The sequence below is a fragment of the Virgisporangium aurantiacum genome (assembly GCF_016863635.1).
Taxonomy (GTDB): domain Bacteria; phylum Actinomycetota; class Actinomycetes; order Mycobacteriales; family Micromonosporaceae; genus Virgisporangium; species Virgisporangium aurantiacum.
On sequence record NZ_BOPG01000058.1, the window covers coordinates 13,963 to 27,735 of the forward strand.

13 protein-coding genes are annotated in these 13,773 nt (G+C 72.8%); 10 read left to right on the forward strand and 3 right to left on the reverse strand.

Features of this window, described 5'->3' with window-relative positions; translation table 11 throughout:
- The first annotated feature begins 34 nt into the window (after positions 1–34).
- Together Vau01_RS40800 and Vau01_RS40805 are read left to right on the forward strand one after the other, a co-directional pair.
- Positions 35–1,288 (forward strand): SLC13 family permease, encoded by a 1,254-nt coding sequence (locus Vau01_RS40800; protein WP_204005313.1) that lies wholly within the window; start codon positions 35–37, stop codon positions 1,286–1,288.
- Between the two features lie 10 nt (positions 1,289–1,298).
- Entirely contained in the window at positions 1,299–1,769 is a 471-nt protein-coding gene (locus Vau01_RS40805; RefSeq protein WP_204005186.1) for a universal stress protein, read from the forward strand.
- Here the strand turns inward: Vau01_RS40805 and Vau01_RS40810 are convergent.
- Positions 1,766–2,446 (reverse strand): PaaI family thioesterase, encoded by a 681-nt coding sequence (locus Vau01_RS40810; RefSeq protein WP_204005187.1) that lies wholly within the window; start codon positions 2,444–2,446, stop codon positions 1,766–1,768. The genes Vau01_RS40805 and Vau01_RS40810 overlap by 4 nt on opposite strands.
- A gap of 138 nt (positions 2,447–2,584) precedes the next feature.
- Between Vau01_RS40810 and kstD (Vau01_RS40815) the strand changes: the two genes are divergently transcribed.
- Positions 2,585–4,240 (forward strand): 3-oxosteroid 1-dehydrogenase, encoded by a 1,656-nt coding sequence (kstD, locus tag Vau01_RS40815; protein ID WP_204005189.1) that lies wholly within the window; start codon positions 2,585–2,587, stop codon positions 4,238–4,240.
- 20 nt (positions 4,241–4,260) lie between these two features.
- Positions 4,261–4,692 carry a type II toxin-antitoxin system Rv0910 family toxin gene (locus Vau01_RS40820; protein ID WP_204005190.1) on the forward strand — a complete coding sequence of 144 codons (432 nt, stop codon included), beginning with the start codon at positions 4,261–4,263 and terminating at the stop codon, positions 4,690–4,692.
- A gap of 55 nt (positions 4,693–4,747) precedes the next feature.
- Here Vau01_RS40820 and kstR read toward each other — a convergent pair whose 3' ends face one another.
- Positions 4,748–5,392: a cholesterol catabolism transcriptional regulator KstR gene (kstR, locus tag Vau01_RS40825; protein WP_204005191.1), complete on the reverse strand. Its 645-nt coding sequence runs from the start codon at positions 5,390–5,392 to the stop codon at positions 4,748–4,750.
- A 164-nt stretch (positions 5,393–5,556) separates the two neighbouring features.
- Here kstR and Vau01_RS40830 point away from each other — a divergent pair, with 164 nt between their 5' ends.
- The 6 genes from Vau01_RS40830 to Vau01_RS40855 are packed head-to-tail and all read left to right on the forward strand — an operon-like array spanning position 5,557 to position 12,122.
- Positions 5,557–7,578 (forward strand): acyl-CoA dehydrogenase family protein, encoded by a 2,022-nt coding sequence (locus Vau01_RS40830; protein WP_204005192.1) that lies wholly within the window; start codon positions 5,557–5,559, stop codon positions 7,576–7,578.
- Complete coding sequence (locus Vau01_RS40835; protein ID WP_204005193.1) at positions 7,579–8,559, forward strand: acyl-CoA dehydrogenase family protein; 981 nt, start codon at positions 7,579–7,581, stop codon at positions 8,557–8,559.
- Positions 8,544–9,689, forward strand: a complete 1,146-nt coding sequence (locus tag Vau01_RS40840; protein ID WP_204005195.1) for an acyl-CoA dehydrogenase family protein — start codon at positions 8,544–8,546, stop codon at positions 9,687–9,689. Before Vau01_RS40835 ends, Vau01_RS40840 begins: the two co-directional genes overlap by 16 nt.
- Positions 9,690–9,703: 14 nt before the next feature.
- Entirely contained in the window at positions 9,704–10,597 is an 894-nt protein-coding gene (locus Vau01_RS40845; RefSeq protein ID WP_204005197.1) for a bifunctional MaoC family dehydratase N-terminal/OB-fold nucleic acid binding domain-containing protein, read from the forward strand.
- A complete protein-coding gene (locus Vau01_RS40850; RefSeq protein ID WP_239152261.1) occupies positions 10,594–10,980 on the forward strand; it encodes a MaoC family dehydratase in 387 nt (128 codons plus the stop codon). Before Vau01_RS40845 ends, Vau01_RS40850 begins: the two co-directional genes overlap by 4 nt.
- On the forward strand, positions 10,977–12,122 hold the full coding sequence (locus tag Vau01_RS40855) for a lipid-transfer protein (protein WP_204005199.1): 1,146 nt from the start codon (positions 10,977–10,979) through the stop codon (positions 12,120–12,122). The genes Vau01_RS40850 and Vau01_RS40855 overlap by 4 nt, the downstream gene beginning before the upstream one ends.
- Here Vau01_RS40855 and kstD (Vau01_RS40860) read toward each other — a convergent pair.
- Positions 12,112–13,764, reverse strand: coding sequence for a 3-oxosteroid 1-dehydrogenase (kstD, locus tag Vau01_RS40860; protein WP_204005200.1), 1,653 nt, complete (start codon positions 13,762–13,764; stop codon positions 12,112–12,114). The genes Vau01_RS40855 and kstD (Vau01_RS40860) overlap by 11 nt on opposite strands.
- Between the last annotated feature and the right edge of the window lie 9 nt (positions 13,765–13,773).

The window sequence follows — 13,773 nt, forward strand, 5'->3', positions numbered from 1 at the left end:
CGTGGCTGATCGTGCGCGACGCTGGGCCGGAACGGTGACCGTCGCGGTCGGGGTGCTGGCGCTCGCCGGGGTGCTCGGGTTCGCGGTGGCGCGCCCGTGGGGCCTGCCGGAGGCGGTCGCGGCGGTGCCGGCCGCCGCGGTGGTCGTCCTCTGTGGACTGGTGTCGTGGCGCGAGGCCCGTAGCGAGATTGCCACACTTGGGCCGACCGTCGGGTTCCTCGCGGCCGTGCTCGTGCTCGCCCACCTGGCCGACGGGCACCGCGTGTTCGACTACGCCGGCGCGCTCGTCGGCACGGCGAGCCGGGGATCGCCGGTCCGGTTGCTGCGCCTCGTGTTCGTGCTCGCCGCGGTCGTCACCGCTGCCCTGAGCCTCGACGCGACCGTGGTCCTGCTGACCCCGGTGGTGCTGGCGACCGCCATCCGCAACGGGATGCGCCCCGGGCCGCACGTGTACGCGAGCGGGCACCTGGCCAACTCGGCGTCGCTGCTGCTGCCCGTCTCGAACCTGACGAACCTGTTGGCGTTCCACGCGAGCGGGTTGAGCTTCCCGCGGTTCGCCGCCGTGATGGCGCCGCCGTGGCTCGCCGTGATCGCCGTCGAGTACGTGGTGCTGCGCCGGGTGTTCGCGGCCGACCTGGCCGCGTCGGCCCCCCGCCCGGCGTCCCGGGTCGACGCGCGTCCCGCGCCGCCGTACTTCGCGCTCGCGGTGCTGGCGGTGACGCTGTGCGGACTGGCCGTGGCCGAACCGGTCGGCGTGCCGCCCGCGGCGGTGGCGGCGGCCGGCGCGCTCGTGCTGGCCGCGCCCCGCCTGTGGCGCCCCGAGCCCGGGCGGGAGCTGGTCGGTCTGGTGCGGGCGGCGAACCTGCCGTTCTGCGCGTTCGTGTTCGCGCTGGGGATCGTGGTGCTCGGGGTCCGCACCGGGCCGGTCGGCGACCTGGTCGGCCGGCTCGTGCCGCACGGCACCGGCCTGCTCGCCATGCTCGCCGTGACGGTGCTCGCCGCCGTGCTCGCCAACCTGGTCAACAACCTGCCGGCCACGCTGATGCTGGTGCCGCTCGTGGCCCACTCACCCGGCCTGGTTCTGGCGACGCTGATCGGCGTGAACGTCGGCCCGAACCTCACGTACGTGGGGTCGCTGGCCACGCTGCTGTGGCGGCAGGTGCTGCACACCCGCGACCATCCACCGGGGACCCGGGACTTCCACCGCATCGGCGCGCTGACCGTGCCGGCCTGCCTGCTCGCCGGTGTCGGCGCGCTGTGGGTGGGATTGTGGCTGTTCGGGCGGTAAGAATGAGCCGGTGAGGATCGTCGTGTGGGTGGCCGACACCACCTGGCCGTCCTGTGTGGACACCGCGCGGATGCTGCCGGCCACCGAGATCGTGCTGGTGCACGTCATCGGTCCGGGTGCCCAGCAGGCGATGGCTGGCGCCCGGGCCGGCCTGCTCGGCCGCGGCCTGCCCGCCGACGCGGGCCCGGGAACGGAACTGGAGGACGCCCAGCGGCGGCTGCTCGACGACGCCGAGGAGCGGCTCGGCCGCCCCACCGTGCGGCTGACCCTGCGGGGTCGGCCGGAGCGCGAGGTGGTGGCCGCCTGCGCCGGGGCCGACCTGCTCGTGCTGGCCCGCGACGGCGACCACCGCCGGCTCGGCCCGAAGAGCCTCGGCCCGCACACGAGGTTCGTCGTCGACCACGCTCCGTGCCGCGTCCTCCTCGTGTGGCCCGACGACCCCCCGACGCTGGCGACGATGCCGCCGCCCCCGCCGCACTAAGGTCCCGAACCCCAGAGCGCGCGCACCTTTTCGGGGCGGATCGCCACGAAGGTGCCGGTCGCCTCCACCAGTACCGTGTCGGGGTCCGCCGCCGTCGCGATCGTGCCGTGCGCGATGACCTTCCGGGTCAGCACCTCGGTGACCCGACCGGTCAGCCGCAGCGGCGTCTGCAGCGGCACCGGCGCCCGGTACCGGGTGGTCAGCTCGACGGTCATCCCCGGGTGGCCGGACGCGGTGGTGGCGTACCCGAGCATGTGATCGAGCAGCAGCGCGCTCACGCCACCGTGCGCGTACGTGGGCGGGCCCTCGTACGCCAGCCCGAGCGTGCAGGTCCCGACGACGACGCCGTCCACCACCTCGGCGTCGACGGGTGGCGCGAGGCCGCTGCCGGTGCCGGAGACGGGGTTGTACATGCGGATGCCGCCGAGCAGGTCGTCGGCGCTGGGCTGCTGGGCGCGGGTGCGCACCGACGCCGCGAGCGGGCCGGTGACCCGGCGGAGCTCGGCCGCCGCGAGCCGGATCTCGTCGGCGCCCGCCTCGGTGGACGCCGACACCTGAAGGAGCGTGCGCAGCGCGGCGCCCAGGTCTTCGATCGCGGCGCGGCGCTCGCGGATCGCGTCGCTCGCGGCACCGTTACCGGTGCGACCGTCGGTGGGGTGATAGCTCCGCTTGGTCATCTTCGCCCCCTCCGAGTCCCGCGGCGCAACGGTATCACGTTCTAATTATCGGAGATCAAGCTCCATAAACGAGGGTAGATCGGGGCCGGGGCGTAGGTATAACCTGTTCTAGTCTTGCACCCGGTCTGAGGGGGTCTGATGGCAGCCGCGGTCGAGTTCGATGTGGTGGTGGTCGGTGCCGGCGCGGCCGGGATGGCCGCCGCGCTCACCGCCGCCAAGCGGGGACTGCGCACCGTCGTCATCGAGAAGGCCGCCGTCTTCGGCGGCTCGGCCGCGCGGTCCGGCGCCGGCGTCTGGGTTCCGAACAACGAGGTGATCCTCGCGGCCGGCGTGCCCGACACGCCCGCGAAGGCGAGCACGTACATGTCGGCGGTGGTCGGTGCCGACGTCCCGGCGGCCCGCCTCAACGCCTACCTCACCAACGGGCCGGCGATGATCTCCTTCCTGCTGCGCAACAGCCCGCTGCGGTTCGCCTGGATGGAGGGCTACTCCGACTACTATCCCGAGCTGCCGGGCGGCATGCCCAACGGCCGGTCCGTCGAGCCGCAGGCGCTCGACGCGAACATCCTGGGCGCCGAGTACGCGAACCTCAACCCGTCGTACATCCCGTCGCCGCCGGGCACGGTCGTGTACACCATCGACTACAAGTGGCTCGCGCTGATCGCGCGTCACCCCAAGGGCCTTGCGACCGCCACCGAGATGGTCAGCCGCTACCTGGCGCTGACGCTGCGCGGCCAGAAACCGATCACCATGGGCCAGGCACTCGCGGGCGGCCTGCGGGCCGGCCTGCTCGCCGCCGACGTCCCCGTGTGGCTCAACACCCCGCTCACCGACCTGGTCGTCGAGGGCGGCCGGGTCGTCGGGGTAAAAGCCATACGGGACGGGCAGGAGCAGGTGATCCGGGCGCGCCGCGGTGTCATCGTCGGGTCGGGTGGGTTCGAGCACAACGAGGCGATGCGCAAGCAGTACCAGCAGGCGCCGATCGGGGCCGACTGGACGGTGGGCGCCGCGTCGAACACCGGCGACGGCATCGCCGCGGGCGAGCGGGCCGGTGCCGCGCTCGACCTGATGGACAGCGCGTGGTGGGGTCCGATGATCCCGTTGCCGGAGGGCCCGTACTTCTGCCTCTCGGAGCGGACGTTGCCGGGCAACATCTTCGTCAACGGCGCGGGGCAACGGTTCGTCAACGAGGCGGCGCCGTACGGCGACGTGGTGCACGTGATGTACGAGAAGGACACGCCGTCCGCGCGTCACATCCCGGCCTGGATGATCACCGACCAGCGCTACCGGAACCGCTACCTCTTCAAGGAGACCGCGCCGGCGCTGCCGTACCCGGAGGCCTGGTACGGGAACGGCGCGCTCGTCAAGGACTGGACGCTCGACGGGCTGGCGGCGAAGATCGGCGTTCCGCCGGCCAACCTGCGGGCGACGGTCAGCCGCTTCAACGCGATGGCCCGGGCCGGCCGCGACACCGACTTCCACCGCGGTGACAGCCGCTACGACGCGTACTTCGCCGATCCCACCAACACGCCCAGCCCGTGCCTCGCCGAGCTGGTGCTGCCCCCGTACTACGCGATGAAGATCGTGCCGGGCGACCTCGGCACCAACGGCGGCATGCGCACCGACGCGCGGGCGCGGGTGCTGCGCGCCGACAACACCGTCATCCCCGGCCTGTACGCGGCGGGCAACGCGAGTTCCGCCGTGATGGGGTACGGCTACGCGGGCGCGGGTTCGACCCTCGGCCCCGCGATGACGTTCGGCTACGTCGCGGCCCGCGACATAGCTGAGTCCTAAGTAGACCCAGGAGGTTTGAGATGGCGAAGGTCAGCGTGACCCAGGAAGCCGCCGCTTCGCCCGAGCGCGCGTGGGAACTCGCGAGCAACCTGTCCCGGTACGGCGAGTGGCTCACCATGCACGAGGGGTACACCACCGACGTCCCGTCCGACCCCAAGCCCGGCGACACCTACAAGCAGAAGGTGAAGCTGATGGGCATGCCGGCGGAGATCGCGTGGCGCGTGGTCACCGCCGACGCGCCGGCGAAGCTCGAACTCGCCGGCGACGGCCCGATGAACGTGAAGGCCAACAACCGCACCACGATCGAACCGGCGGGCGACGGCTCCCGCATCACGTTCGAGATGGAGTTCAACGGTCCCGCACTCGCCGGCCCGATGGCCGGAATGGTCGAGAAGCAGGCCGGCGCCGCCGCCAAGGAGTCGCTGTCGAAGTTCGTCGCGCTCCTGGGATGAGGTTCCTGGGGCGAGATTCGGGGGCTGCGTTTGTGCGGCCCCCGAACCTCTGCCGTCAGCGCCGCATCAGGAGGCGGGCGGCCAACTCCAGGTGGTTGAGGACGTCGTTGGCGGAGGCCCTTCTGGTGACCCAGGCGACCAGGTTGGAGAGCCACACGTCGCCGATGACCCGGGCCACGGCGCGGTCGTCGGGGGACGCCTCGTCCTTGTGACCCTCGTGCATGGCGCGGGTGAACATGTCCTCCATCAGGCGGGCGACCGTGTTCACCTCGGCGGCGGCCGACGGGTCGGCGAACATGAAGGCGCGCGTCATCGCCTCGGTGAGCTGGGGCTCGCGCTGCATGGTGCGGGTGACCTTGCCGAGCACGAACAGCGTGCGCTCGTACTGCGTGTCGCCGGGGATGTTCATCCGGTCGAGCTTCTCCAGCGTGCGCTCGAACTCCCGCGCGAGCGCCGACACCAGCAGGTGGATCTTCGAGGGGAAGTACCGGTACAGCGTGCCGAGCGCGACGTCGGCCTTCTCCGCCACGGTGCGCATCTGCACCGCGTCGTAGCCGCCCTTGGACGCGAGGGCCAGCGTGGCGTCGAGGATCCGGCGCCGGCGTTCGCGTTGGGCGGCCGAGCCCTGCTCGGCGTCGGTGGGGTCCTTTAGCTGTTTCAGCCCGCCCGAGTTGGTGGTACGTGTTTTAGGCGCTGCCATCGGATCCTCTCGCGGCGTCGACTCGTGCCGGTCGCGCTCTATCGTTCAGGGTACGTGTTTCGCTTCGGTGAACTGCCTATTCTAACCTCGTGCCGCCAGACGGCCACTCCGGAGCGGGTGTGGTGGGCTGGCGCAAGGCTAGTGAAACGTGTTCTACTTTTCGCGTGCCGGTCGTCATCGCCGCGGACCAGTTGGCCCTCCAGGAGTCGATCGGTTCCTGGGCGGCCCGGGCCGGAACCGTCGCCACCGTGCGGTCGCAGGAGCCGCGGAGCCCCGATGTCGACGTGCAGCCGTGGACGCGGCACTGGGCGGCTCTGGCCGACCTCGGCGTCTTCTCGATCGCGGTGCCGGAGCACGCGGGCGGCGCCGGCGGGTCGTTCCTCGACGTGGCCGCGGCGCTCGAAGCGGTGACCGGTGTGCTGGTGCCCGGTCCCGTGCTGTCCACTGTGCTCGGTGGGCTGCTGCTGGCACCGCACGCCGACGCGCCGGTGGTGAAGGCCCTGCTGCCCGCGATCGCGTCGGGCCAGGCGTCGGTCGCGGTCGCGCCGGGCGCGGGAGGCCGGGCCGAGGTCGTGGAGGGTGGCGGCCACCGGTTGCACGGGCGACTCGGGCCGGTGCTGGACCTCGGGAGCACCACGCACCTGTTGCTGCGGGCCGGGTCCTCGTGGTTCCTGCTCGACGCCGGGCGGCCCGGGGTCCGCGTGGAACCGCGCACACCCGTGGACTTCTCGCGGTCGCTCGCCGACGTGGAGGTCGACGTCGTCGTCGGTGCGGAGCACCTCGTGCCGATCGAGGACGCCGACCGGGTGCGGGACACGGTGGTGGCGCTGTTCGCGGTGGAGGCGGCGGCGGTCGCCGCGTGGTGCCTGCGGACGGCGACGGAGTACGCGAAGGTGCGGCACCAGTTCGGCCGGCCGATCGGGTCGTTCCAGGCGGTCAAGCACCTGTGCGCGGGCATGCTGTGCCGGGCCGAGTCGGCGGCGGCCGTGGCGTGGGACGCGGCGTCGGCGTACGACGAGGCGCCCGCGGAGTTCCCGTTGGCGGCGGCGGCCGCGGCGGCGATCGCGCTGGACGCCGCGGTCGACAACGCGAAGGACTGCGTCCAGGTGCTCGGCGGGATCGGGTTCACGTGGGAGCACGACGCGCACCTGTACCTGCGCCGGGCGTTGGCGATCCGGCAACTCGCCGGCGGCAGCGCCGGGTGGCGGGACCGTACCGCTCTTCTCGCGCTGGGCGGGCACCGCCGTACCGTCGGGGACGCCCATGGCGTCACCGAAAAATCCACCGATGAGGCCGAGCGGCCGAATCGTGCGATCGCCGGATGGGCCGTGCCGACGATCGAGCGGTTCGGGACCGACGCGCAGCGCGAGCGGTTCGTCGGGCCGTCGCGGCGCGGCGAGATCGTGTGGTGCCAGCTGTTCAGCGAACCCGAGGCGGGGTCGGACCTCGCCGGGCTGCGGACGCGGGCGGTGCGCGTGGGTGGCGGGTGGCGGCTCACCGGGCAGAAGGTGTGGACGTCACTGGCCGCGCAGGCCGACTTCGCGATCTGCCTCGCCCGCACCGACTTCGCGGCGCCGAAGCACCGCGGGCTCACCTACTTCCTCGTGTCCATGCGGGATCCGGGCATCGACATCCGGCCGCTGCGCGAGATCACCGGGCGGTCGTTCTTCAACGAGGTGTTCCTCGACGACGTGCTCGTCCCGGACGACTGCGTGGTCGGTGAACCGGGCGACGGATGGCGGCTGGCGCGCTCGACGCTCGCGCACGAGCGGGTGGCGATGGGCCGCGGCTCGGCGCTCGGCGAGGACGTGGAGAGCCTCATCGACCTCGTGGACGACCCCGATCCCGGTGCGCGGGAACGGATCGGCGCGTGTGTCGCGAGTGGACTGTCGGTGTCGCGGCTGGGCCTGCGCTCGGCGTTGCGGCACCGCGACGGTGCGGCGGACGCGACGGGAGCGGCAGCGGCGGCGGTGGCGAAGCTCGTCGGTGTCGCGCACCGGCAGGCGGTGGCCGAGGCCGCGCTGGTGCTGCTCGGCGACGACGGCGCGACCACCGACGGCCGCTCGGCCGGGCCGGTGCACGAGTTCCTGCTGACCCGGTGCCTGAGCATCGCCGGTGGCACCACCCAGATCCTGCTGTCCGTCGCGGCGGAACGGGTGCTGGGCCTGCCACGGGAGGAGCGCTGAATGCGGTTCACGCTCGACGAGAAGCAACAGGCGATCGCCGACCTCGCCGCCGAGGTGCTCGACGACACGGGTCCGGAGCAGGCGTGGAAGGCGCTGGCCGGCGCGGGTCTGCTGGCGCTCGCGGTGCCGGAGCGGCTCGGCGGCGACGGGCTCGGCGCGGTCGAGGTGGCCGTGCTGCTGGGCGAGATCGGCCGGCGGGCGCTCGCCGTACCGGCGTTGGCGACGCTGGCGTTCGGGGTGCTGCCGGTGGTGCGGTGGGGGAGCGCGGAACAGCAGGACGAGGTGCTGTCGGGCGTCGCGTCGGGAACGGTGCTGACGGCGGCGGTGCGGGAGCCGGTGTCGGCGGTGAGCGACGGGACGGTCGTCCGCGGGACGGCGGTCGGGGTGCCGTACGCGGAGCGGGCGCACCGGATCCTGGTGCCGGTCGACCTCGCCGGTGGCGGCAGCGGGGTGGCGCTCGTCGACCCGCGCCGGGCATCGGTGACGCGGACGCCGGCGGCCGGCGCGATGCCGGAGTACACGGTGTCCTTCGTGGACACTCCGGTGGCGGGAATGCTGTCGCCCGGCGCGGACGTGTTCCGGTACGCGGTCGCCGGGACGTGCGCGCTCGGCGCGGGCGCGCTGGCCGGGGCGCTGGCGCTGACCGCCGCGCACGTCGGCGGCCGCGAGCAGTTCGGCCGGCCGCTGGCGACGTTCCAGGCGGTGGCGCAACAGATCGCCGACGTGTACGTGGCGGCCCGGACGGTCCGGCTGGCGGCGCTCGCCGCGTGCTGGGGGTTGTCTGACGACGATCTCGCCGTGGCCGCCTACTGGTTCGCCACCGAGGCGCCGGTGGCGGTGCGGACGTGTCACCACCTGCACGGCGGGCTGGGGCTCGACGTCACCTATCCGCTGCACCGGTACTCGTCGCTGATCCGCGACCTGGTGCGGTCGCTGGGCGGTGCGGAGTACCGGTTGGAGAAGCTGTGTTCATCGACCTGACCGACGCGCAGCGCGCCCTGCGCACCGAACTGCGCGCCTACTTCGCCGGGCTGCTCTCGGCCGACGAGCGCCACGCGATGCTGCGCGAGCGGCACGGAACCGTCTACCGCGACGTGGTGCGCCGGATGGGTCGCGACGGCTGGCTCGGCGTCGGCTGGCCGGTCGAGCACGGCGGGCGCGGTCTCGGCCAGGTGGAGCAGCAGATCTTCGTCAACGAGGCGGCCCGCGCCGACGTGCCGTTGCCGGCCGTGACGCTGCAGACCGTCGGCCCGACGCTGCAGGCGCACGGGACGCCCGAGCAGAAGGCGCTCTTCCTGCCGCGTATCCTCGCCGGCGAGGTGCACTTCGCGATCGGCTACACCGAACCGGGCGCGGGCACCGACCTGGCGTCGTTGCGCACCGCGGCGGTGCGAACGGGTGACGAGTACATAGTGGACGGTCACAAGACGTTCACCACCGGCGCGCACGACGCCGACTACGTGTGGCTGGCGTGCCGCACCGACCCGGCGGCCCCGAAGCACAAGGGGATCTCGATCCTCATCGTCGACACCACCGATCCCGGCTACTCGTGGACGCCGATCATCACGTGCGACGGCGCGCACCACGTCAACGCGACGTACTACAGCGGAGTGCGGGTGCCGGTCGGCATGCGCGTCGGCGCCGAGAACGCCGGCTGGCGGCTGATCACCACGCAACTGAACCACGAGCGGGTGATGCTCGGCCCGGCCGGTCGCGTGGCGGTGCTGTACGACCGGGTGTGCGGGTGGGCGTCCGCGCGGGGACTTCTCGACCGGCCGGACGTGCGGCGCGCGCTGGCGCGCACCCACGCCGTGCTGCGGGTGAACGAGTTGCTGAACTGGCAGGTGGCGTCCGCCGATGTCCTGGAGATCGCGGACGCGTCGGCGACCAAGGTGTTCGGCTCGGAACGGTTGCAGGAACTGGGCCAGGCGCTCTCCGACGTGGTCGGGCGGCACGGCGATCCGGCCGATCCGGCCACCGCCGACCTGCTGACGTGGCTCGACGTCCAGGTGAAGCGGAACCTGGTGCTGACGTTCGGCGGCGGCGTCAACGAGATCCAGCGCGAGCTGATCGCGACGGCGGGGCTGGGGCTGCCGAGGGTTCCCCGATGACGGAGGTGTCTGCTGTGGACGTTGCGGATGCCGCGCGGCGGATCGCCGCGACCGGGGAGAGCGCACCGAGAGTGGCACGCGACCCGGTGAACCTGCCGATGATCCACCACTGGGTGGACGCCATGGGCGACACCAACCCGGTCTACGAGGCCGACGGGGTGGCGCCGCCGGCGATGATCCAGGTGTGGACGATGCCGGGGCTGCACCGGCCCACCGGCGTCACCGACCCGTTCGCGGAGATGCTGGCGGTGCTCGACGAGGCGGGCTACACGTCGATCGTCGCGACCAACAGCGAGCAGACGTACCACCGGTACCTGCGCCACGGTGAGGTGATCGAGGTCCGCACGCGGTTGCGCGACGTCGTCGGTCCGAAGAAGACCGCGCTGGGCGAGGGCTACTTCGTCACCACGGACAGCACGTGGTACTCGGGCACCGAACCGGTGGGGACGATGGTGTTCCGGGTCCTCAAATTCCGCCCGCAATCGGCGGCGCCGGTGCCTGTCGCGGAGCCGAAGCCCGACGTGATCCGGCCGGTCGTCAGCCGCGACACCGCGTTCTTCTGGGCCGGCACGGCCGTCGGCGAACTGCGGATCCAGCGCTGCGGGCACTGCGGCCGGCTGCGCCATCCACCGGGGCCGGCGTGCCCCGCGTGCGGCGCGCTGGAACCCGACTTCGTGATCGCCGCCGGAACGGGGGAGATCTACAGCTACGTGGTGCACCGGCACCCGCCGGTTCCGGGGCGGGAACTGCCGATCGTCGTCGCGCTCGTGGCGTTGACCGAAGGGGTGCGCATGGTCGGCGAGGTCCGCGGCGCGGAGCCCGACGAGGTCCGCGTCGGCGCGCCGGTGCGGGTGGAGTTCGTGCGGGTCGACGACGACCTGACGCTGCCCGCGTGGCGGTTGGCATGAAGACCCTGCCACCGCTGACCCTGGAGATCAGCCCGACGTTCATCATCAGCACGGCGTTGGCGACCCGCGATTTCCAGGACGTGCATCACGACCGCGACAAGGCGGTGCGCCGCGGGTCGAAGGACATCTTCCTGAACATCCTCACCACCACCGGCCTCGTGCAGCGCTACGTCACCGACTGGGCCGGGCCGGAGGCGGTGGTGCTGGGCATCGCGATCCGGCTCGGCGTCCCCTGCTACGCGTACGAGACCCTGACGCTCACCGGAACCGTGGTGTCCGACGACGACGGTGTGTGCGTGGTCGAGGTGGTCGGCAGCAACAGCCTCGGCAACCATGTGACCGGAACGGTGCGCGTCGCCAAAATCATGGGGAGCGTCTCGTGATCTCCGGACGGGCCGCGATCGTCGGCATCGGCGCCACCGAGTTCTCCAAGGACTCCGGCCGCAGCGAACTCCGCCTGGCCGTCGAGGCGGTGCGGGCGGCCCTCGCCGACGCCGGGCTGCGACCGCGTGATGTGGACGGCATGGTGACGTTCACGATGGACAGCAACGCGCAGGTCGCCGTGGCCCGCGAACTCGGCGTCGGCGAACTGCGGTTCTTCAGCCACATCGGGTACGGCGGCGGCGCCGCGTGCGCGACGGTGCAGCAGGCGGTGCTGGCGGTCGCCGGTGGCGTGGCCGACGTGGTGGTCTGCTACCGGGCGCTCAACGAGCGCTCCGGACACCGGTTCGGACAGGTGTCGCGCGCCGCCGCGAGCATGCCGACGTCGTCGGGGGTGGACAACAGCTGGCACTACCCGATGGGGCTGGGCACCCCGGCCGCGACGGTGGCGATGGTCGCCCGGCGGTACCAGCACGAGTACGGCGCGACGAGCGCCGACTTCGGCCTGGTCTCCGTGACGGCCCGCAAGTACGCCGCGACGAACCCGCACGCCTGGTTCCACGGGCGGCCGATCACGATCGAGGACCACCAGGCGTCGCGCTGGATCGCGGAACCGTTGCGGTTGCTCGACTGCTGCCAGGAGAGCGACGGCGCGGTGGCCGTGGTGGTGACGGGCGTCGAGCGGGCCGCCGACCTTCCGGTGACGCCGGCGGTGGTGCGCGCGGCGGCCCAGGGCAGCGGCGCCGACCAGTTCATCATGAACAGCTACTACCGCGACGACCTCGCCGGGCTGCCGGAGATGGGTGTGGTCGGCCGGGAACTGTGGCACCAGTCCGGGTTCGGGCCCGGCGACGTCCGGACGGCGGTGCTCTACGACCACTTCACCCCGTACGTGCTGATGCAGCTGGAGGAGCTCGGGTTCTGCGGCCGGGGCGAGGCGCGGCACTTCCTGGCCGCGGACCGGTTGCCGTTCAACACGCACGGCGGGCAGCTCGGCGAGGCCTACATCCACGGGATGAACGGCATCGCCGAGGCGGTGCGTCAGGTGCGCGGCACGGCGGTGAACCAGATCGAGGGTGACGGGCCGGTGCTGGTGACCGCCGGCACCGGCGTACCGACGAGCGGGTTGATTCTCAGCTCGTGACCGGCACGTTCGCGAGGTCGAGCGCGGCGATGTAGCCGAACGTCATCGCGGGTCCGATCGTGGCGCCGGCGCCCGCGTAGCTGTGCCCCATGACGGCCGCGCTCGTGTTGCCGGCCGCGTACAGCCCGGGGATCGGCGTGTCGTCGGCGCGCAGCACCCGCGAGCGCTCGTCGGTGCGCAGCCCGCCCTTCGTGCCGAGGTCGCCGGGCACCATCTGGATCGCGTGGAACGGCGGCTTCACGAGCGGGCCGAGGCACGGGTTGGGACGGTTGCGCGGGTCGCCGTAGTAGCGGTCGTACGCCGAGTCGCCCTTCCCGAAGTCCTCGTCGTGCCCGCCGGCGGCGAACGTGTTGAACCGGGCCACCGTGTCCGGCAGGGCCGGCAGGCCGACCTTCGCCGCGAGACCGTCCAGAGTGGACGACCGGTGGATGATCCCGGCGTCGTACCAGCGCCGGGGCAGCGGCCGGCGCGGCGGCTTGCCGGCGAACAGGTACCGGTCGCGGTACTGCTGGTCGAAGACCAACCACGACGGGATGTGCGACACCTCGTCGGAGTGGTTGTCGTACATGGCGTGCACGACGTCGACGTACGGCGCGGCCTCGTTCACGTAGCGCCGGCCGGCGGCGTTCACGAGCAGGCACCCCGGGAGGCTGCGCTCGGCGAGGCAGAAGAACGGGCCGCTCGGCAACGGGAGCGACGGCCCCCACCACGCGTCGTCCATCAGGTCCAGCGCGGCGCCGAGGTCTCCGGCGGCGGTGATGCCGTCGCCGACGTTGCCGGGTGCGCCGACCGTCCACGTCGTACCGATGGGCTCGCGCTGGTACTTCCGGCGCATCGCCTCGTTGTGCTCGAACCCGCCGGTGGCGAGCAGCACGCCGCGGCGGGCGCGGATCACGCGGTCGGCCACGCGGATCCCGACGACGCGTTCGCCGTCGTACTCCAGGCCCGTCATCGCGGTGCCCAACCACACCGGGACGCCGGCCTCGGCGAGCCCCACGCGCAGCCCCGCCGCGAGCGCCTGCCCCAGGCCGAGGCTGCGCCGCCGCAACGCCTTCGACACGAGCCAGCGGCCGGCGACCCGGGCACCGGCCAGCGCGGCGCGCGGGTGCCGCGTGCCCAGGCTCAGCCAGCGGTAGTCGCGGGCGGTGACGGTGACGTTGTCGGTCGCGGCGATGTACGGGGGCGCGAGGTGGCGCAGTTCCGCGCCGAGCGCGCGTCCGTCGAACGGCCGGGGCTCGATGGTGCGGCCGGCCGGGCGTCCGCCGGGCGCCTCGGGATAGTAGTCGGCGTAGCCGGGCACCCACGCGAAGCGCGCCGGTGAGTGGGCGAGCACGAACGAGAGCATCGCCGGCCCGTGCTCCAGGAACGCGTTCCTCTTCGCGGCGGGGACGTCGGGGCCGACGACGTGCGCCAGGTACGTCTCGGCGTCCTCGGCGTTGTCGGTGACGCCGGCCCGGCGCAGCACCTCGTTGCCGGGTATCCACAGCCCACCGCCCGAGCGTGCGGTGGAACCACCGAACGATTCGGCCTTCTCGACCACCACCACGCTGAGCCCGTGGTGCCTGGCGGCGAGCGCCGCCGTCATGCCCGCGGCTCCGCTGCCTACGACGACGACGTCGAACTCGTGCTCGTTCTCGGCCACTAGAACAGG

What these genes read in the sequence shown, in the direction of transcription:
- Vau01_RS40810 (WP_204005187.1), bottom strand. Translation starts at nt 2,446, where the DNA reads ATGACCAAGCGGAGCTATCACCCCACCGACGGTCGCACCGGTAACGGT.
- kstD (WP_204005189.1), top strand. Translation starts at nt 2,585, where the DNA reads ATGGCAGCCGCGGTCGAGTTCGATGTGGTGGTGGTCGGTGCCGGCGCG.
- Vau01_RS40820 (WP_204005190.1), top strand. Translation starts at nt 4,261, where the DNA reads ATGGCGAAGGTCAGCGTGACCCAGGAAGCCGCCGCTTCGCCCGAGCGC.
- kstR (WP_204005191.1), bottom strand. Translation starts at nt 5,392, where the DNA reads ATGGCAGCGCCTAAAACACGTACCACCAACTCGGGCGGGCTGAAACAG.
- Vau01_RS40835 (WP_204005193.1), top strand. Translation starts at nt 7,579, where the DNA reads ATGCGGTTCACGCTCGACGAGAAGCAACAGGCGATCGCCGACCTCGCC.
- Vau01_RS40850 (WP_239152261.1), top strand. Translation starts at nt 10,594, where the DNA reads ATGAAGACCCTGCCACCGCTGACCCTGGAGATCAGCCCGACGTTCATC.